The organism is Rhizobium sp. 05L429, assembly GCF_056397645.1.
The window spans coordinates 12,918-30,478 of record NZ_JBFTNV010000045.1 but is presented as its reverse complement, the minus strand read 5'-3'; the positions used below and the strand labels follow the sequence as shown (position 1 = coordinate 30,478).

The 17,561-nt window shown below is 61.4% G+C and carries 16 protein-coding genes; 8 read left to right on the top strand and 8 right to left on the bottom strand.

Annotated elements, in window-relative coordinates; all coding sequences use genetic code 11:
* Nucleotides 1–17: 17 nt before the first annotated feature.
* The 3 genes from AC1DNW_RS32380 to AC1DNW_RS32370 form a co-directional block, all read right to left on the bottom strand.
* Nucleotides 18–263: a hypothetical protein gene (locus AC1DNW_RS32380; RefSeq protein WP_113299413.1), complete on the bottom strand. Its 246-nt coding sequence runs from the start codon at nt 261–263 to the stop codon at nt 18–20.
* 1 nt (nt 264) lies between these two features.
* The gene (gene sufB / locus AC1DNW_RS32375) at nt 265–1,734 is read right to left on the bottom strand and encodes a Fe-S cluster assembly protein SufB (RefSeq protein ID WP_113310650.1); all 1,470 of its coding nucleotides are present in this window, start codon (nt 1,732–1,734) and stop codon (nt 265–267) included.
* Between the two features lie 144 nt (nt 1,735–1,878).
* Nucleotides 1,879–3,045 (bottom strand): cysteine desulfurase family protein, encoded by a 1,167-nt coding sequence (locus AC1DNW_RS32370; RefSeq protein ID WP_113310651.1) that lies wholly within the window; start codon nt 3,043–3,045, stop codon nt 1,879–1,881.
* 216 nt (nt 3,046–3,261) lie between these two features.
* Between AC1DNW_RS32370 and AC1DNW_RS32365 the strand changes: the two genes are divergently transcribed.
* Nucleotides 3,262–3,939, top strand: coding sequence for an alpha/beta hydrolase (locus AC1DNW_RS32365; RefSeq protein WP_025668882.1), 678 nt, complete (start codon nt 3,262–3,264; stop codon nt 3,937–3,939).
* On the opposite strand, the gene AC1DNW_RS32360 is transcribed toward AC1DNW_RS32365, so the two are convergent.
* Nucleotides 3,932–4,459, bottom strand: a complete 528-nt coding sequence (locus AC1DNW_RS32360; protein WP_113310652.1) for a GNAT family N-acetyltransferase — start codon at nt 4,457–4,459, stop codon at nt 3,932–3,934. The two genes, AC1DNW_RS32365 and AC1DNW_RS32360, sit on opposite strands and share 8 nt — an antisense overlap.
* On the bottom strand, nt 4,456–5,580 hold the full coding sequence (locus AC1DNW_RS32355) for an anhydro-N-acetylmuramic acid kinase (RefSeq protein ID WP_113310653.1): 1,125 nt from the start codon (nt 5,578–5,580) through the stop codon (nt 4,456–4,458). Before AC1DNW_RS32355 ends, AC1DNW_RS32360 begins: the two co-directional genes overlap by 4 nt.
* 120 nt (nt 5,581–5,700) lie before the next feature.
* Between AC1DNW_RS32355 and tyrS the strand changes: the two genes are divergently transcribed.
* Entirely contained in the window at nt 5,701–6,957 is a 1,257-nt protein-coding gene (gene tyrS / locus AC1DNW_RS32350) for a tyrosine--tRNA ligase (RefSeq protein ID WP_113310654.1), read from the top strand.
* Nucleotides 6,958–7,130: 173 nt separating this feature from the next.
* Here tyrS and AC1DNW_RS32345 read toward each other — a convergent pair whose 3' ends face one another.
* Nucleotides 7,131–10,523, bottom strand: a complete 3,393-nt coding sequence (locus AC1DNW_RS32345) for a hypothetical protein (RefSeq protein WP_477855457.1) — start codon at nt 10,521–10,523, stop codon at nt 7,131–7,133.
* A gap of 119 nt (nt 10,524–10,642) precedes the next feature.
* Between AC1DNW_RS32345 and AC1DNW_RS32340 the strand changes: the two genes are divergently transcribed.
* The 5 genes from AC1DNW_RS32340 (at nt 10,643) to AC1DNW_RS32320 (ending at nt 15,453) form a co-directional block, all read left to right on the top strand.
* On the top strand, nt 10,643–11,116 hold the full coding sequence (locus AC1DNW_RS32340; protein WP_113310656.1) for a peroxiredoxin family protein: 474 nt from the start codon (nt 10,643–10,645) through the stop codon (nt 11,114–11,116).
* Nucleotides 11,113–11,931 (top strand): ferritin-like domain-containing protein, encoded by an 819-nt coding sequence (locus AC1DNW_RS32335; protein ID WP_113310657.1) that lies wholly within the window; start codon nt 11,113–11,115, stop codon nt 11,929–11,931. Before AC1DNW_RS32340 ends, AC1DNW_RS32335 begins: the two co-directional genes overlap by 4 nt.
* A gap of 106 nt (nt 11,932–12,037) precedes the next feature.
* Nucleotides 12,038–13,360 (top strand): peptidoglycan DD-metalloendopeptidase family protein, encoded by a 1,323-nt coding sequence (locus tag AC1DNW_RS32330; RefSeq protein ID WP_113310691.1) that lies wholly within the window; start codon nt 12,038–12,040, stop codon nt 13,358–13,360.
* Nucleotides 13,361–13,457: 97 nt separating this feature from the next.
* A complete protein-coding gene (locus AC1DNW_RS32325; protein WP_477855456.1) occupies nt 13,458–15,023 on the top strand; it encodes a DEAD/DEAH box helicase in 1,566 nt (521 codons plus the stop codon).
* A 7-nt stretch (nt 15,024–15,030) separates the two neighbouring features.
* Nucleotides 15,031–15,453 carry an NUDIX domain-containing protein gene (locus AC1DNW_RS32320; RefSeq protein WP_113299423.1) on the top strand — a complete coding sequence of 141 codons (423 nt, stop codon included), beginning with the start codon at nt 15,031–15,033 and terminating at the stop codon, nt 15,451–15,453.
* Here AC1DNW_RS32320 and AC1DNW_RS32315 read toward each other — a convergent pair whose 3' ends face one another.
* Together AC1DNW_RS32315 and AC1DNW_RS32310 are read right to left on the bottom strand one after the other, a co-directional pair.
* Nucleotides 15,454–15,771, bottom strand: a complete 318-nt coding sequence (locus tag AC1DNW_RS32315; protein ID WP_113310659.1) for a TfoX/Sxy family protein — start codon at nt 15,769–15,771, stop codon at nt 15,454–15,456. It lies immediately after the preceding gene.
* A 31-nt stretch (nt 15,772–15,802) separates the two neighbouring features.
* Nucleotides 15,803–16,297 carry a flavin reductase gene (locus AC1DNW_RS32310; protein WP_113310660.1) on the bottom strand — a complete coding sequence of 165 codons (495 nt, stop codon included), beginning with the start codon at nt 16,295–16,297 and terminating at the stop codon, nt 15,803–15,805.
* A gap of 172 nt (nt 16,298–16,469) precedes the next feature.
* On the opposite strand from AC1DNW_RS32310, the gene AC1DNW_RS32305 reads away from it, so the two are divergent.
* Complete coding sequence (locus AC1DNW_RS32305) at nt 16,470–17,552, top strand: ABC transporter substrate-binding protein (protein ID WP_113310661.1); 1,083 nt, start codon at nt 16,470–16,472, stop codon at nt 17,550–17,552.
* The last annotated feature ends 9 nt before the right edge of the window (nt 17,553–17,561 follow it).

Sequence of the window (17,561 nt, the reverse complement as noted above, 5' to 3'; positions counted from 1 at the left end):
ACACGTTGTGCTCTGTGCTATGGCCAGAAGAAACGAATGACACGGACAAACGCGACCACGATGAGCCAAGGCCATTTGAGAAATTCCGGGATATCCGGAAACATCTTTGCCGATTTTTCCATGCGCTGCCGGAGAAACACATAGGGCTGCTCCGGCGGCATCTCCGTCTCGTATCTTTGCTCGCGGGGGCCTATCTTCGACAGGATCTCTCCGCGCATATTCGTCAGGCGTTCAAGAATTCGCTTCTTGTCCGCCTCGCTCATGTCAGCCGACTGAGCCTTCCAGCGAGATGCTGATCAGCTTCTGCGCCTCGACGGCGAATTCCATCGGCAGCTCCTGCAGCACTTCCTTGACGAAGCCGTTGACGATCAGCGCGATCGCCGCCTCGGTCGGAATGCCACGCTGCAGGCAGTAGAACAGCTGGTCTTCGGAAATCTTCGAGGTGGTCGCTTCGTGTTCAAATTGCGCCGTCGAATTCTTCGCTTCGATGTAAGGCACCGTATGGGCGCCGCACTTGTCGCCGATCAGCAGCGAGTCGCACTGCGTGAAGTTGCGGGCGTTGGACGCCTTGCGGTGGGCCGAGACCTGGCCACGATAGGTGTTCTGCGAAACGCCGGCGGCAATGCCCTTGGAGACGATGCGGCTCGACGTGTTCTTGCCGAGATGGATCATCTTGGTGCCGCTGTCGATCTGCTGATGGCCGTTGGAAACGGCGATTGAGTAGAACTCGCCGCGGCTATCATCACCGCGCAGGATGCAGGACGGGTACTTCCAGGTGATGGCAGAGCCCGTTTCGACCTGCGTCCAGGAGATCTTCGAACGGTCGCCACGGCAATCGCCGCGCTTGGTAACGAAGTTGTAAATGCCGCCCTTGCCGTTCTTGTCGCCCGGATACCAGTTCTGGACCGTCGAATATTTGATTTCGGCATCGTCGAGGGCAACGAGCTCGACCACGGCGGCGTGCAGCTGGTTTTCATCGCGCTGCGGTGCGGTGCAGCCTTCGAGGTAGGAGACGTAAGCGCCTTCCTCGGCGATGATCAGGGTGCGCTCGAACTGGCCGGTATTCTTCTCGTTGATGCGGAAATAGGTGGAAAGCTCCATCGGGCATCGCACGCCCTTCGGCACGAAGACGAAGGAACCGTCGGTAAAGACAGCGGAGTTCAGCGTCGCATAATAGTTGTCGGTGGTCGGAACGACCGAGCCGAGGTATTTCTGTACCAGCTCGGGATATTCGCGGATCGCTTCCGAGATCGACATGAAGATCACGCCGGCCTTTTTCAGCTCTTCCTTGAAGGTCGTGACGACGGAAACGGAATCGAACACCGCATCGACCGCGATCTTCGGCTTCTGCACGCCGGCCAGGATTTCCTGCTCCTTCAGCGGAATGCCGAGCTTCTCGTAGACCTTGAGGATTTCAGGATCGACGTCTTCGATCGACTTCGGACCCGGCGTGCTCTTCGGCGCCGCGTAATAGTGGATCGCGTTGAAATCGATCTTCGGATAGTCGACGCGGGCCCAGGTGGGCTCGTCCATCGTCAGCCAGCGCTTGTAGGCTTCGAGGCGCCATTCGAGCATCCATTCCGGTTCCTGCTTCTTGGAGGAGATCAGGCGGATGATGTCTTCGGAAAGGCCCTTGGGTGCCTTGTCCATCTCGATGACTGTTTCGAAGCCGTATTTATACTGGTCCACGTCGATCTGGCGGACGCGATCGACGGTTTCCTGGACAGCAGGCATGTCGTTCTCCAATCTTGCCGGAGAAAAGGTCCGGCAGCTTGTCGTGCGGGCAATTTTCTTTTGCCCCTGATATAAGCGGCCAAAAGGGACTTTTCAGCCCTGTTGGCAAGTAGAAATTTGCGTTTCCGCAAGTTTGTGAGGCGGTCAGGCCGCCTCGCCCGCCAGCTTTCGCCGGGAGGCAATTTTCGTAAAGGTGGCAATCGCCCTGTCCACGTCATCAGCCGTCGTCGAAAACCCGAGCGAGATGCGCAGAGCGCCGAGCTTCGGATCGCGGCCCATCGCCGTCAGCACATGGCTTTCACCGACCCGGCCTGAAGAACAAGCCGAGCCCGCTGAAAGGGCTAAGCCTTCGAGATCGAAGGCGATCTGCCCGGTCTCCGCCTTCATGCAAGGCAGGGTGAAGAAGATGGTATTGGCGACGCGCGGGCCACCGGCGCCGTGGATGATGACATCGGGCGCCGCAACGCGCATGCCGGCTTCCAGCCTGTCGCGCAGCACGGCAATGCCGGCATTGCGTTCCTCAAGATTCTGCAGCACGGCTTCCGCCGCCGCCCCGAAGCCGATCAATGCCAGCGAGTTCTGTGTCCCCGAGCGGTGACCCTTCTCTTGGCCGCCGCCGCGGATCAGCGCCTTCGGCATCAGCGCTTCGCCACGGGCAATCAGTGCGCCCGCACCCTTCGGCCCACCGATCTTGTGCGACGAAATGATCATGAAATCCGCGCCGATCCGATCGATCTCGGTCGGCAGGCGGCCGGCCGCCTGGACGGCATCGACGACGAAGAGCCCGCCATGGGCGCGCACGATCCTGCCCGCCTCTTCGACCGGCTGGACGATGCCCGTCTCGTTGTTGACGAACATGATCGCCACCATCGGCAGGCCTGTCGCCTTGTCGTGGGCATCGAGAAGTTCGGAGAGCGCCTTCAGATCGACGATGCCGGCATCGGTCACCGGGATCTCGGTCGTCTTGTCTTTCGGGAAGCGGCCGCCCTCGCGGACCGCCAGATGCTCGACGGCGGAATGATACAGACGGCCAAGCTTCATCGGCGTGCGGCCCATGCTGAATTCCGCCGTCAGTACCATATTGGCAGCTTCCGTGGCGCCACTGGTAAAGATAACATTGGAGGGATCGGCACCGGTCAGCAGTGCGATCTTGCGGCGCGCGCCCTCGATGGCCGCACGGGCAGCACGGCCTTCGCCGTGAACGGAATTAGGATTGCCGAAGATGTCCATGGCGCGCATGATCGCTTCACGCGCTGCAGGGTGCATCGGCGATGTTGCGTTCCAATCGAGATAAAGGCGTGGCGGCGCCATTGTCTTCGGTCCTGCGCTTGACGAGCTTGCTCAGGCGCGGCGGCGCATTTTTCTTGAAATTTCCGCCGGGCTTGCCTTATGACACATTCCACGCTGCGTGGATCGCCATGCAAGTTTCGAATTGTTCTAAACTGCGTTTTAGAAAAGCTGACAACAATCGTCAAGTCATGTTGTCACCAAACGTAGCGTGAACGCGAAATAAAACCCGGAGTACCGATGCCCGAAGTTATTTTCAACGGCCCAGCCGGCCGTCTTGAAGGCCGCTACCAGCCCTCCAAGGAAAAAAGCGCACCGATCGCCGTCATTCTGCACCCGCATCCGCAGTTTGGTGGCACGATGAACAACCAGATCGTCTACCAGCTCTTCTACATGTTCCAGAAGCGCGGTTTTACGACACTGCGCTTCAATTTCCGGGGCATCGGCCGCAGCCAGGGCGAATTCGACCATGGCGCGGGTGAGCTTTCGGATGCGGCTTCCGCGCTCGACTGGGTGCAGAGCCTCCATCCCGATTCGAAGACCTGTTGGGTCGCCGGTTACTCCTTCGGCTCCTGGATAGGCATGCAGCTTCTGATGCGCCGCCCGGAAATCGAAGGCTTCATGTCGATCGCGCCGCAGCCGAACACCTACGACTTCTCTTTCCTTGCCCCCTGCCCGTCCTCCGGCCTGATCATCAATGGCGAGGCGGACAAGGTGGCACCTGAAAAGGACGTCAACGGTCTCGTCGAGAAGCTCAAGACCCAGAAGGGCATTCTCATCACCCACCGCACCGTGCCGGGCGCCAACCACTTCTTCAACGGTCAGGTCGACACGCTGATGGCCGAGTGCGAGGATTATCTCGACCGCCGCCTCAACGGCGAGCTGGTGCCGGAACCGGCAGCCAAGCGGATCAGGTAACGGCCTGCCGCACGGCGGCCGTCATCTCGAATTCAACGCCCTTGATACCTTCGATAAAGATCGGCCCGCGCACCCGCATGCCGATCTTTTTCAATACGTGCTGCGAGGCGAGATTGTCCGGGTGCGTGAAGGCGATGAAATGCGGCGGAAAATCCCTGGAAAAGAACCAGTCGGCAAGGCTTCCGGCAATTTCCGTCGCATATCCCTTGCCCCATTCGCGAGCGTAAAGGGCATAGCCCATCTCATATTCGCCGGTGTGGTAGAGCGAGATCCCGGCACGGCCGATGAAGCGGCCATCCTCGCGGCCGACGATCTTGTATTTCGTCGTGCCGTCGCGCCCCTGCTCGGCAAGATATGTCGCCAACCGCTCTTCGCATTTTTCTCGCGACCAAGGGGCGGCGCCAGACATGTATCGCGTCGTTTCGATCGTCGAATGCAGGTCGAAAATCAGGCCCGCATCACCGTCGTCCCACATTTTCGCGATGAGGCGCGGCGTTTCGAAGATAATCCCGTCCGTCATCTCGCCGGCTCCGCCAACACGCCGCCGGTCACTGGCTGGCTGACGCCCGTCGTGCCGGGATAGGTGAGCGGTAGCCCCTCCAGCGAGCGTACCGCCAGATAGGCCCACGCCTCTGCCTCCATCGCATCGCCATCGAAACCCGCCTGTTCGGCGCTCATGACTGCCGAGCCCCTCTCGCCGGCCATGTCGGCGAATTCCGCCATGATGGTGCCGTTCAGCCGGCCGCCGCCGCAGACGATATAGACGGAGGGGCTTTCCGGCAGATAGCCGGCCGATTTGACGATCGAGGCGGCGGCGACATGCGCAAGCGTGCGCGCGCCGTCCTCAAGGCTCGCCTCGCCATCGACAAGCGGCTTGAAATCGCCGCGGTCGAGCGAGCGGCGGATATTGCCTTGGAAGAAAGGGCTGCCGAGATAACGGGCGGCGATATCAGCCACCACCTGCCCGCGCCCGGCGATCTCTCCGCCGGGATCGTAAGTCTTGCCGGTTTGCATCTCAACCCACTGGTCGATCAGCGTATTGCCGGGGCCGCTGTCGAAGGCTGCGATGCGCCCATCCACGCCGATATAGGTGAGGTTCGAAATGCCGCCGATATTGACGAAGCAGACCGTCTGTCCCTCTTGCTGGAAGCGGCCGGCAAGGGCTGCATGATAGGCCGGCACCAGCGGCGCACCCTGCCCGCCATGCACCATATCGTTGGCGCGCATGTCGTAGACGACGGGAATGCCGGTGCGTTCCGCCAGCAACTCTCCATCGCCGATCTGGATCGTCAGCGCATCGCCTGGTCGGTGCAGCACGGTCTGGCCGTGGAAGCCGAGCACGTCGATATCGCCGCTAGCGAGCCCGAATTTCTGGAGAAATGCCGTAACGGCATCTTCATTACGTAGGGTGAGTTCAATTTCGATCTCACGAAGTTCATTGGGCCGTGCGCTGCGATCGCTCAGCGGCCGCGCCAGGTCGAGCGCACGCTTCAGCCGCTCGCGAAAACCGGCATCATAGGCCACACCCAGGAACGGACCGCGCTCGATGAAGCCTCGCCCGTCGGTTCTGAGCAGTGCCACATCGATGCCGTCCATCGAGGTGCCGCTCATCAAGCCGATCGCAGTCCTGACGATATCCATTGCGCCGCGCGCCTTTCATGCGATTCCCGGATGCACTTTTGGAAAAACAGTGCTAAACGCGCCGCGACGGTTCAACAAGCGTCAATCCCATTCCTGTTCGACGTTCAAGAGACGAAGCCCATGCCCGAGTTCAAGTCCGATTTCCTCCGCACGCTACAAGAGCGCGGCTTCATTCATCAGATTTCCGATGAAAGCGGCCTCGACGATCTCTTCGCCAAGGAAACCGTGACGGCTTATATCGGCTTCGATCCGACCGCACCCAGCCTGCACGCCGGATCGCTCATCCAGATCATGATGCTGCACTGGATGCAGAAGACCGGCCATCGCGCCATCTCGCTGATGGGCGGCGGCACCGGCATGGTCGGCGACCCCTCCTTCAAGGAAGAGGCCCGCCAGCTGATGACCGTCGATACGATCGAAGGCAACATCGCCTCCATCAAGCGCGTCTTCTCGAACTACCTTGATTACGGCGACGGTCCGAAGGACGCGCTGATGATCAACAATGCCGAATGGCTGCGCTCGCTGAACTACCTCGAGTTCCTGCGCGATGTCGGCAGGCATTTCTCGGTCAACCGCATGCTGGCCTTCGACAGCGTCAAGACCCGCCTCGACCGTGAGCAGTCGCTCTCCTTCCTGGAATTCAACTACATGATCCTCCAGGCCTATGACTTCGTCGAGCTTGCCAAGCGCTACGATTGCCGCCTGCAGATGGGCGGTTCGGACCAGTGGGGCAACATCGTCAACGGCATCGACCTCGGTCACCGCATGGGGACGAAGCAGCTCTATGCGCTGACCTCGCCGCTGTTGACCACATCTTCGGGCGCCAAGATGGGCAAGTCTGCGACCGGCGCGATCTGGCTGAACGCCGACATGCTCTCGGCCTATGATTTCTGGCAGTACTGGCGCAACACCGAGGACGCCGACGTCGAGCGCTTCCTCAAGCTCTACACGACGCTGCCGATGGACGAGATCGCCCGCCTTTCCGCACTCGGCGGCTCCGAGATCAACGAGGTCAAGAAGATCCTGGCGACCGAGGTCACCGCGATCCTGCACGGCCGCGAAGCTGCCGAACAGGCAGCCGAGACGGCACGCAAGACCTTCGAGGAAGGCGGCCTCTCCGACAACCTGCCGTCCGTCGAGGTTCCCGCCTCCGAGCTCGACGCCGGCATCGGCCTTCTGTCGTTGATCGTCCGTGCCGGCCTCGCCGCGTCGAACGGTGAAGCCCGCCGTCACGTGCAGGGTGGCGCCGTGCGCATCAACGACCAGGCCGTCAGTGACGAGCGCCGGATGATCGGCAGCGGGGAAATCACCGCCGATGGCGTCATCAAGCTGTCGCTCGGCAAGAAGAAGCACATCCTGATCCGCCGTGCAGCGTAAACCGCGCAAGCGATAGGATCCAAAAAGCCGGCTTTCGCGCCGGCTTTTTCTTTGCAGACAAACTTCGTCTTTTCCTCAGCAGATCCTCGGGACAAGCCCGAGCATGACGAAAGAGGAGTTGGCCGATCTTGTCAGCAGTTTGAAGCGGGCGCCTGTCTCGGCTTTCCAATTCCTTACTGGAATTCGAAGATCTGGCGGAAGACCCCGGGCGCAATCACCGACAGTGGGTTAATCTGCAGGTTCGGCTGGTCGAACTTACCGGTCAGCTTGAAGGTAATGCCGATCAGGCCGCGGTCCGAGCCGTTGCCGAGGATGATGCCGATCAGCGGCAACTCGGCAAAGAGACGGTTGAGGCCATAGGCCGGCATGAAGGTGCCGGTCATGTCCATGTTGCCCTTGGCATTGCGCACCACGCCCTGGAAGGTCGCGCCGATCTGGTCGCCGCGCAGCACGCCGTTTTCGATGGAGATCGCCCCGCCGCGCGAGACGACACGGGCAAAGCCGCGCTGGAAGCGCTGCGAGGAGGTATCGATATCGCGTTTGACGGCTTCGTTCAGCGTGCGCTGGTCCGAACCGACAGGTGTGGAAACGATCGAGCGCAGGCGCTGCTCGTTGACGATCGAGAAACGGCGTACATCGACCGAACCATCCCAGCCGCCGCCTGCATTGAGGCGGACCGCCAGATTGAGCAGGCCGCCCTGCATATGCTGGTAGAGATCGGCAAAGCGCGACACCGAGCCGGCATCGCCGCTGGTGACGTTGATGACGCCGCCACCCTGCATCTGGCTGACGACAGCCTCGCCGCTGTCGGTGATCCCGGAGAAATTCAATGATTGCAGCCGGCTGCCGCTCAAGCCGATCTGCGCCTGGAAATTACTGATTTTCTCGTCGTTGAAGCCGATGATGTTCTGCAGCTTCGCCCGCACGCTCACGCCAGTGGCATCGCCGCCGTCACCATCGCCCCCGGAGTCCGATTTCAGCCGGTCGATGATCGGCCGCACGTCGGCGCTGGCGCCGGAGACGGAGATATCGTAGCTGCCCTTCCCGCGCTTCAGCGACAGCGCGAAATCATCGACGGAGGAAAGCTTCACGCTGTCGAAATCCGCCGACATCAGGCCGCTTTTGCCGATCACGAGTGCGCCCGTTGCCCCGAAGCCATCACCCTTCAGGCGGAAATTCCTGACTTGCGTATTGTCAGGCGGGCCGGAAACCTCGAATTCGGCATTGGCGGGAATGCCGCTGCCCTTCGACCAGCCGATCCAGGGCAGTTCGAGCGATGCCTTGCCGAGATCGAGCTGCACGTCCTGACGATCCTCGTCGAGGCGCGTCAGGACCAGCTTGACGCTGCCGCCAAGGATGCCGGACAGGCCAGGCAACAGCCTGTCGCGCTGGTCGCCGTTCAGTGTTGCCGTAATCACGCGCTGCGGCTCGATGCCGGAAGATTTGTCGACGGGCTCCAGCATATCGATATCGGCGGATACGCCGTCGATGTCGGCCTTGCCCTTGACCTTCACCTGCTGCGGATCGGCGTCGAGCGTACCGTCGAGATTGGTGATGATGCGTCCCGAGAACGGTTTGGCAAGCGCAATGTCGGTGAGCTTCATCTGCGCCGTCCACTCAGGCGGCAGCGGATTTTGCGAGGACAGAAGCCCGAACTGCGCCTGCACATGCGCGTCGATATTGCCCTTGAGGTCGTCGGGCACGAAGCCCGCGCGCTGCAGCACCTTGATCGGCTTGTAGGTCAGAAGCTCGCCCACCGCATCGGCAGAACCTGAAACGGAAATGTCCGCAACGGCCATCAGCGGCTTGTCATAGACCGACGGCAGCACGAAGGTGCCCGGCTGTACCGCCACTGAACGCCCGGACGGGAAATAGGAGGTGCCGCTCTTGAGCGAGATCGCCGCCCGCCCGCCTGTCAGGTCGAAATGCGCCGCCGTATCGCGTATCGGGGGGATTTCGCCGGCGACATTCATGCGCGTCCCGGCGATGTCGAAGGCGATGCGGAGCTGGTTTTCGTCGAGCCGCAGGCCGCGTCCTCTCGCAGCCTCATCCAGCCGGCCCGGCGGAATGAAGACGGAAATGGAAGCGTCGGTCACCACGCCGCCGAAGAGGTTTGCAAGCACCCATACCCGCGCTTTGGACGCCATCCAATAGGGCCAGAGCTGTTTGATCGCTGTCGTCTGCATCTGCTGCGACTGGCCGACAAAGCTGATTTCGGGCGATTTGTCGTTCAGCCGAAGATGCAGAGCGCCGTAGAGCGAACCGAGCGGCGAGGAAGCCACCATGTTGGAAAACTGGAACTCGCGGCCGGCGACGAGATAGCGCCCGGTCGCCTGCAGGTCGAAGGACAGCGGCTGCTCGCCGGAGTTTGGCGCCGCCGTGCCGCCACTGATAAGCGCATCGATGCCGAACCCCTTGCCTGCATTGGGATCGAGCTTGTCGAGGTCGATCACTGCACCGCTGATCGGCAGCACGGTCGGGCCGAGATGCAACCGCGACTTGGCGATCTCCAGTGTCTGCCTGTCGAAGTCATAGGCAAGATTGAACTGGCCGTCCGTCAGTTCCTGCGAATCGCCATCGACATAGATCAGGCCGGGGTCGAGATTGAGCGCTGCATTGAGCGTCGGCTTGACGCCATCGGCGGCCCGCACGGCGGACAGGGTGAGGTTGCCGAATGAGTTGAGGCCCTGGCGGATATCCCCCTGCTCGTTGCGCTTCAGCGCAAAAGGCGCCAGGTCGACATGCGTCAGCGTGGCGACGAGCCGCGATGCATGGCCGCCCGCCTCCTCGGTGATGACGTTGAGATCGGCGGTCTCGCCATTGATCGAGATCTGTCCGCTCAGCTGCAGCGAGCTCGGCCCGGCATGTTCAAAGGCGAGGTTGTCGACCACCAGCGAGACCGGCCCGTTTGCCGTGTCTGCGAGCTTTATGTCGATACCCGAGATGCGCACCGAGTCCGTGCCGCCGCGCTCGACGAAGGTCCGGAACATGTCGAGATGCGAAAAGATCGCCTCCATTGCCGCCGGAATCGCATCCACACGCAGATTGTCGAGCTTTACCGGATCGCCCGAGGGAAGCAGTGAGGTGTCGAGCGCGATATCGTCCGCCTCGACCGACGTCACGGCGATGCGGCCGCGGAAGAGCTGCAGCGGATCCAGCGCCATGCGCATCGACGATGTGGTGGAAAGATGCTGGCCGCTCTGCTGGTCGATCATATTGACGTCGCGCGCTTCGAGCGCCAACCGCAGGCCGGAGGTGAAGCGGATGACGGTGGAGCCGACTTCGGCCCGGTAGCGCGGCCCCAGTGCACCGTTCAGCGCCGCTTGCGCCTGCTGTGACAGCGGCGCGTCGATAATTCCGCTTTCGATGGTGAAGACGATCGCCGCCAGGATGAACAGGATCACTGCGCAGAAGCCGCTGGCGGCTTTTGCGGTGCCGCGCATGCGTGAGCGCGGCGGCGGGCAATGCACGATGAGGGGATCCTCCGCTTGCGCGGAAGGCAGGTTGTGCAAGGCGACGATATCCTTCTTGCGAAACGTGACTTTTTCGCCGCGGATGGCTGACATGCGCCTTGGGAAACTCCTGGATCTGATTTGAATCACTCTGGGCGGGACACCGTTTCGTCCACTATATAACCCGTCTGATATAGTATCTCTCCTAAACCCGGCAAAAGAAAGTTTTGAGAATGACTGCTCCCGGTATTGGTTCTGCTGCTCCCGATTTCAGCCTCCCGCGCGATGGCGGCGGCCGCATTTCACTCTCGGATTTTCAGGGAAAGCCGGTGGTCCTGTTCTTCTACCCCAAGGATGACACCACGGGCTGCACCACCGAATCACTTGATTTCACAGCACTTGCCGATGAGTTCGCGGCTGCCGGAGTTATCGTCGTCGGCATGTCGCCCGATTCGGCGACGTGCCACGACCGCTTCGTCAAGAAGCACAAGCTGACGGTTGCCCTTGCCTCCGACGAGGACAGGACGACGCTGCAGGCCTATGGTGTGTGGAAGGAAAAGAAGATGTATGGCCGCACCTTCATGGGCGTCGAGCGTACGACCTTCCTGATCCGCAGGGACGGCACCATCGCCACCATCTGGCAGAAGGTGAAGGTCGCGGGCCATGCCGAAACGGTGCTGGCAGCCGTCAGGAATCTTGCCGCGTGACGACCATCACTTCGCTGCGCGGCGGCGCGATCGATGCGATCCGCTCCGCCGATCTCGATCGCAAGACCGATCTGGCGCAGGAAAGCGCTAACAGGTGGTTCGCGCGGCGCATCTCGCTGCGCTCGCCGCTCGACGCACCCCTTCCGGAACGTCCCGGCCGGCCGGAAAAGCCGCTGCTGGTGCCGCCGACCCAGGTTGGAAAACGCTCGCTCCATACCGTGCATGGCCGCGTCGCCCTGTTGCACGCGATCGCCCATATCGAACTCAACGCTGTCGATCTGGCGCTCGATATCGTTGCGCGATTCGCCTCGGCACATGTGCCGAACTCCTTCTTCGATGGCTGGATGCAGGTGGCCTTCGAAGAGGCCAAGCACTTTCGCTTGGTGCGCAAGCGGCTGAATGATCTCGGCGCCGATTATGGCGATCTTCCCGCCCATGACGGTCTTTGGCAGGCGGCACATTCGACCCGCAACGACCTGACGGCCCGGCTTGCCGTCGTGCCCCTGATTCTCGAAGCGCGCGGCCTTGATGTGACGCCTGCACTGCAGGCCAAGATGCGCGAGACCGGCGACCTCGAAAGTGCTGCCGTTCTCGACGTCATCTACAACGACGAGAAAGGTCATGTCGCCGTCGGCGCAAAATGGTTCCGCTTCCTCTGCGCCCGGGAAAAGCGCGATCCGGCAAGGACGTTTCAGGAGCTGGTGCGGGCTAATTTCCGCGGTCCGCTGAAGGCGCCGTTCAACGATGTGGCGCGCGCCGAAGCCGGGCTGACGCCCTCCTTTTATCGCGCGCTGACATCGACGAGCCAAAGCTGAACGGCAAAGTTCCCTAACGTTGCGTAAACCACTTATTAACCATAACTATATGTAATTAATCCCAATGACGCGGGCGCTGGAACCGCGCATCTTTGGGGGGCCCTCCGTGACGAGCGGACATCACAGTCGGGTATTCGGCAAGAGGGCACAAGAACACATCCTCATTCTCGCAAGTGGCGACAGAGTGCGCCACATGACGGTGAAGCCGTGGATGGCTGCCGTCGCCTTCTGCTTCGTCGGTGTCTTTTCCATAGGCTATTTGCTTGCCACCTCCTACCTCGTGCTGCGCGACGATCTGATTGGCGCGACCATGGCCCGCCAGGCCCGCATGCAGCATGATTATGAAGACCGCATCGCAGCGCTCCGCGCACAGGTCGACCGCATCACCTCCCGCCAGCTTCTCGACCAGCAGGTCGTCGAGGACAAGGTTGACAAGCTGATGGAGCAGCAGATGGCGCTGACCTCGCGTCACGGAAAGCTCGACAACCTGCTCGACCGTGCTGAAAGCTCCGGTCTGACCGGCAAGGATGCGCCCGCCGCGGACGTGCCTGCACAATCCTATGCGCCTGATATCAAGGACAAGCGCGCTTCGCTGACCGGCGGCGCACAAGCAATTGAAAAGCTTCTGGCGGGCGATAATCAGCCAGCCGATGCCGGGGCACCCGATAATTCCACCCTCGCCTATGTTCCATCGGAGGAAACCGTCGGCGACCGCGCCGACCGTGTCTTTTCCAAGGTCACACTCTCGCTGAAGACCGTCGAGCAGGACCAGAAGAGCCGCATCGAGCAGCTGACGAGCGATGCCGGCAATGCCGCCGATACGATCAAAGGCGTGCTCGATCGTTTCCATATCGAAATCCCGGCAGAGACCATTGCCGCCAAGGAAGACGAGGACAGCGCCGTCGGCGGTCCTTATGTGGAACCTGAAAGCAACGACGACTTCAACAATTCGCTCGTCCAGCTTGATGGCGCGCTGACGCGTCTGGAAGCCGTGCGCAGCACCGCCGAAGCCCTGCCCTTCCGTAACCCGGCCATAGGCAAGGAAGTCACCAGCCCCTTCGGCAACCGGCGCGATCCGTTCCTCGGCCGGCTTGCCCTTCATTCCGGCATCGACTTCCGCTTCTCGCCCGGCGAGAGGATCCGCCCCACCGCGCCCGGCAAGGTGGTCGCGGCCGGCTGGACCGGCGGTTATGGCAACATGGTCGAGGTCGATCACGGCAACGGCATTTCGACACGCTACGGCCATATGTCCGAGATTCTGGTGAAGGTCGGCGACACGGTCGACCGCAACGATGTCATAGGTTTGGCCGGCAGCACGGGCCGCTCCACAGGCACGCACCTGCATTATGAGGTGCGTCAGGATGGGCATGCCGTCGACCCGATCTATTTCATGAATGCCGGCCTTAAACTTGCCACTTATATAAAATAGCCGATCTGGGTAACGAACACTTCACCTCAACCCCGGGGTGAAGCCGCTATTCCTTGACTTGCCGGCCGTTTCGGACTATGTCGCGCAGCATTGCGGCATGCAATCCCGCCGACTCGCCAGAGACCGGCCGAACGGAACGGAAACAGTTTTCCCTTTGACGACATTTGCTGATCTTGGTTTGAGCCCCAAAGTGCTCTCCGCTGTTACCGATGCGGGCTACACGATCCCCACTCCCATTCAGGCTGGGGCAATCCCCTTCGCGCTTGAACGTCGTGACATCTGCGGCATCGCGCAGACCGGCACCGGCAAGACGGCCTCCTTCGTTCTTCCCATGCTGTCGCTTCTGGAAAAGGGCCGCGCCCGGGCCCGCATGCCCCGCACGCTGATCCTGGAACCGACCCGTGAACTGGCCGCCCAGGTTGCCGAAAACTTCGAGAAATACGGCAAGAATCATCGTCTCAACGTCGCCCTTCTCATCGGCGGCGTATCCTTTGAAGACCAGGACCGCAAGCTGGAGCGCGGCGCAGATGTATTGATCTGCACCCCCGGCCGCCTTCTCGACCATTTCGAGCGCGGCAAGCTCCTGATGAGCGGCGTGGAAATCCTCGTCATCGACGAGGCCGACCGCATGCTCGACATGGGCTTCATTCCGGATATCGAGCGCATCGCCAAGCTGATCCCCTTCACCCGCCAGACCCTGTTCTTCTCGGCCACCATGCCGCCGGAAATCCAGAAGCTCGCGGACCGCTTCCTGCAGAACCCGGAGCGGATCGAAGTTTCCAAGCCGGCTTCGGCATCGGTCACCATCACGCAGCGTTTTGTCGCCTCTCACGACAAGGATTACGAGAAGCGCGCTACATTGCGTGACCTCGTCCGCGCTCAGACCGATCTGAAGAACGCGATCATCTTCTGCAACCGCAAGAAGGATGTCGCTGATCTCTTCCGTTCGCTGGAGCGTCATGGCTTCTCGGTCGGCGCCCTGCATGGTGACATGGACCAGCGCTCGCGCATGGCCATGCTTGCCAACTTCAAGGACGGCAACATCCAACTGCTCGTCGCTTCCGACGTCGCCGCCCGCGGCCTCGATATTCCCGATGTCAGCCACGTCTTCAATTTCGACGTGCCGATCCACGCGGAAGACTATGTTCATCGTATCGGCCGCACCGGCCGCGCCGGTCGCTCGGGTGCTTCCTTCACCATCGTCACCCGCCGCGACCAGAAACATGCCGACGCGATCGAAAAGCTGATCGGCGAAAAGGTCGAATGGCAGAGTGGCGATCTGTCCTCTCTGCCGCCGGCCGAAGAAAGCCGCGACAGCGAGCGGTCTCCCCGCCGCGGCAAGGGCCGTGAACGGGACAAGGATCGTGGCCGCGAGCGTGAACGCCGGCCTGCGAGTCATAAATCTGATATCAATGCCGAAGATAATGGCATTGAAGTCGTGGAAGCAGCACCAGCAAGACCAGCAAGGGCCGAAACCGTGAAGAACGAGCGCAAAGCAGAACCGAAGCCGCAGAACAACGCGCGCAACGCTCGGCAGTATCCGGCGAACGATGACAATCGCGAGCGCCGTCGCCATCGTGACCACGATGATGGCCCAACGCCGGTTGGCTTTGGTGACGATATTCCCGCTTTCATGCTGATCGCCGGCTACGCAAAGGCCTGATTGCCCGATGGGCACGCCCGGCATCGATTTCCCAGGCCTCGGTGTAGGCCTGGTGATTTTGCGCGACGGCAAAATCCTCCTCTACAAGCGTATGCGTCCACCTGAAGCCGGCTACTGGAATATTGTCGGCGGCAAGGTCGATCATATGGAGCCGGCTGAGGAAGCCGCGCGCCGCGAGGCGGAAGAAGAAACGGGGCTCACCATCGGTCGCATCGAACGAATCGGCTCGACTGAGCAGATCATCGAAGCCGACCGCCAGCACTGGATTTCCCTTCTCTATATCGCCCGTGACGTGACGGGCGAGCCGCAGCTCACGGAACCGGACAAGCTGTCGGAATTCGGCTGGTTCGGCCTTGCCGATCTGCCGGAGCCGCTGTCAGCGTTTACCAGGGTTGCGATATCATCTCTTCCGGCCGGGCAATTGCGCTGATCATTCAGCCCGCAATGCGGCTTCATAGGCAAGCCGCACCCAGCGCGCCATGACGTCAGGGTCATCATAGGCCTCTTCAGGAATGCTCCAGTAAGGCATCTTCACCGGCGCACCCTTCTTGCCCTCGTAGAACCATTGGCTGGCGCCGGCCGCCGTAAATTCCGCCGCGCTCTTCTCGTCGGCCTTCAGCAGGATCTCGTCGCGCACTTCCAGTGCCAGGATCCGGCCGAGGTGGTAGATGCCCTTGCCGCCGAACATGGGCTTGATGGTGACAGGCCCAAGCGACTGAAACATTTCCTCGATGCCGGCATTGTCCATGGCCTGTCGCTCCTCTTGCGTGGCGAGCCAGCTAAATCGAATGATAGCCGCGGTTCAAATAGAGAAGCGCCGGGTGGATCTCGGTGAAACGAACGGCGGCGACCTCGCCGAAGATGACGTTATGGGTCGGCATTTCCTTGATGTCGGTCACTCGGCAGTCGAAGACGGCAAGCGCATCGGCAAGCACCGGGGCGCCCGTTGCCAGCGTTTCGAAGCGGGCGCTCGAGAAACGATCCTCGTTTTCCAGATGCGTACGGCCTGAAAAAGCATCGGCAACGGCCTGATGATGGGCGCCGAGTGAGTTCAACGCGAAGATGCCGCTGCGGAAGAAGATCTCGTTCTTCGCATTGGTATTGTTGAGACAGACGAGGACGGAAGCCGGATGGTCGGATACCGAGCAGGCGGCCGTGATGGTGACGCCGCGGCGGGCCTCACCCATGGCCGTCGTCACGAGTTGCACGTGGCCGGCATAGCGGCTCATGGCGTCGCGATAGAGGCCGGGATCGATATGCTGCCTGTTCAACACATGCTTCTCCGCGTTCGGTGTCTTGTTCTTGTTATTTCACCAATATGGCGGGCATCGGTTACCTTTTCTACAATGGCACCCGCGAAAAGCTGCGGAACCTGCTTGTTTTTCTTTGACGATTGTCGCCGTGCGGATAAAAGGGCATGGACAAGACGAGAGACCTGCACCTTTCATGACGACCCTGCGTGTCATAGCCGCCCTTCTGTCGCTGATGGCGTTGACGGCCGAAAGCCGTGCGGCCGGCGTGACGATCGGAGTCGTGGCGCCGCAGGGGGGCACTTTTGCCTCGCTCGGCGCCCAGATCTTCGCAGGAGCGAATTTCCAGATCCAGCAGGCGGGCGATACGGTCGTCCCTATCAACGAGACCTGCCAGGACAATAGCGGCCAGGCGATCGCCGATGCGCTGATCGCTGCCAAGGTCCAGATCGCGATCGGCTTCCTGTGCAGCGAGACGCTGGAAGGCGCCCTGCCGAAGCTGAAGGACGCCAGTATCCCTGCCATCACCGTATCAGTACGCTCACGCATCCTGATGGAAGATTCGCTGAAAAACGGCTGGCCCCTCTTCCGCCTCGGCCCGCAGGATAGTGATGAAGCTGCCAAGATCATCCAGATCATCCTGCAGCAATGGACGGCTTCTCCGATCGCCCTCATCGAAGATGGTACGATCCACGGCCGTGAACTGACGGAAGCCGTGCGCAACGCGCTGGAAGAAAATGGCCTGAAGCCCGTTTTCACCGACACCTACCGGCCGGGGCAGGAACAGCAGATCGGCCTCGTGCGCCGCCTTAAGCGGGCCGGTGCCACCAAGGTTTTCATCGGCGGTGACAGGAACGATGTCGCCACCATCGCCCGTGACGCGAGGGCCGAAAACATCCCGCTCGACATCCTGAGCGGCGATGCGATGCGCGCTGCAAACCAGCCGCTCGCGCTGGCGGATGGCGTGCGCGCCGTTGCCATCCCCGAATATGCGCTTCTACCGGATACGGCTGCGACCGTCGCGGCCCTGCGCGCGGCTGGAATCGAGCCGGAAGGCTATGTCCTGCCGGCAGCGGCCGCCGCGCTGATTGCCAGCCAGGCCGTGCAGGCGGCGATGGCCGAAGGCAAGCCGGTTGCCGAAAAGCTGATCAGCACGGAATTCCACACGCCCATCGGACCGGTCACCTTCACGCCGGCCCATGAGCTTTCGCAAAATCCCTATCGTCTTCTCGAATGGCGCGGCGATGCTTTCGTCCCGCCTGCCGACGGGACAGACTGACCTATTGAC

Bases quoted from the DNA above. Each gene is read 5' to 3' on its own strand.
- AC1DNW_RS32380 (WP_113299413.1), bottom strand. From the start codon at position 263: ATGAGCGAGGCGGACAAGAAGCGAATTCTTGAACGCCTGACGAATATG.
- sufB (WP_113310650.1), bottom strand. From the start codon at position 1,734: ATGCCTGCTGTCCAGGAAACCGTCGATCGCGTCCGCCAGATCGACGTG.
- AC1DNW_RS32370 (WP_113310651.1), bottom strand. From the start codon at position 3,045: ATGGCGCCGCCACGCCTTTATCTCGATTGGAACGCAACATCGCCGATG.
- AC1DNW_RS32365 (WP_025668882.1), top strand. From the start codon at position 3,262: ATGCCCGAAGTTATTTTCAACGGCCCAGCCGGCCGTCTTGAAGGCCGC.
- AC1DNW_RS32360 (WP_113310652.1), bottom strand. From the start codon at position 4,459: ATGACGGACGGGATTATCTTCGAAACGCCGCGCCTCATCGCGAAAATG.
- AC1DNW_RS32355 (WP_113310653.1), bottom strand. From the start codon at position 5,580: ATGGATATCGTCAGGACTGCGATCGGCTTGATGAGCGGCACCTCGATG.
- tyrS (WP_113310654.1), top strand. From the start codon at position 5,701: ATGCCCGAGTTCAAGTCCGATTTCCTCCGCACGCTACAAGAGCGCGGC.
- AC1DNW_RS32345 (WP_477855457.1), bottom strand. From the start codon at position 10,523: ATGTCAGCCATCCGCGGCGAAAAAGTCACGTTTCGCAAGAAGGATATC.
- AC1DNW_RS32340 (WP_113310656.1), top strand. From the start codon at position 10,643: ATGACTGCTCCCGGTATTGGTTCTGCTGCTCCCGATTTCAGCCTCCCG.
- AC1DNW_RS32325 (WP_477855456.1), top strand. From the start codon at position 13,458: ATGCAATCCCGCCGACTCGCCAGAGACCGGCCGAACGGAACGGAAACA.
- AC1DNW_RS32320 (WP_113299423.1), top strand. From the start codon at position 15,031: ATGGGCACGCCCGGCATCGATTTCCCAGGCCTCGGTGTAGGCCTGGTG.
- AC1DNW_RS32315 (WP_113310659.1), bottom strand. From the start codon at position 15,771: ATGGACAATGCCGGCATCGAGGAAATGTTTCAGTCGCTTGGGCCTGTC.
- AC1DNW_RS32305 (WP_113310661.1), top strand. From the start codon at position 16,470: ATGACGACCCTGCGTGTCATAGCCGCCCTTCTGTCGCTGATGGCGTTG.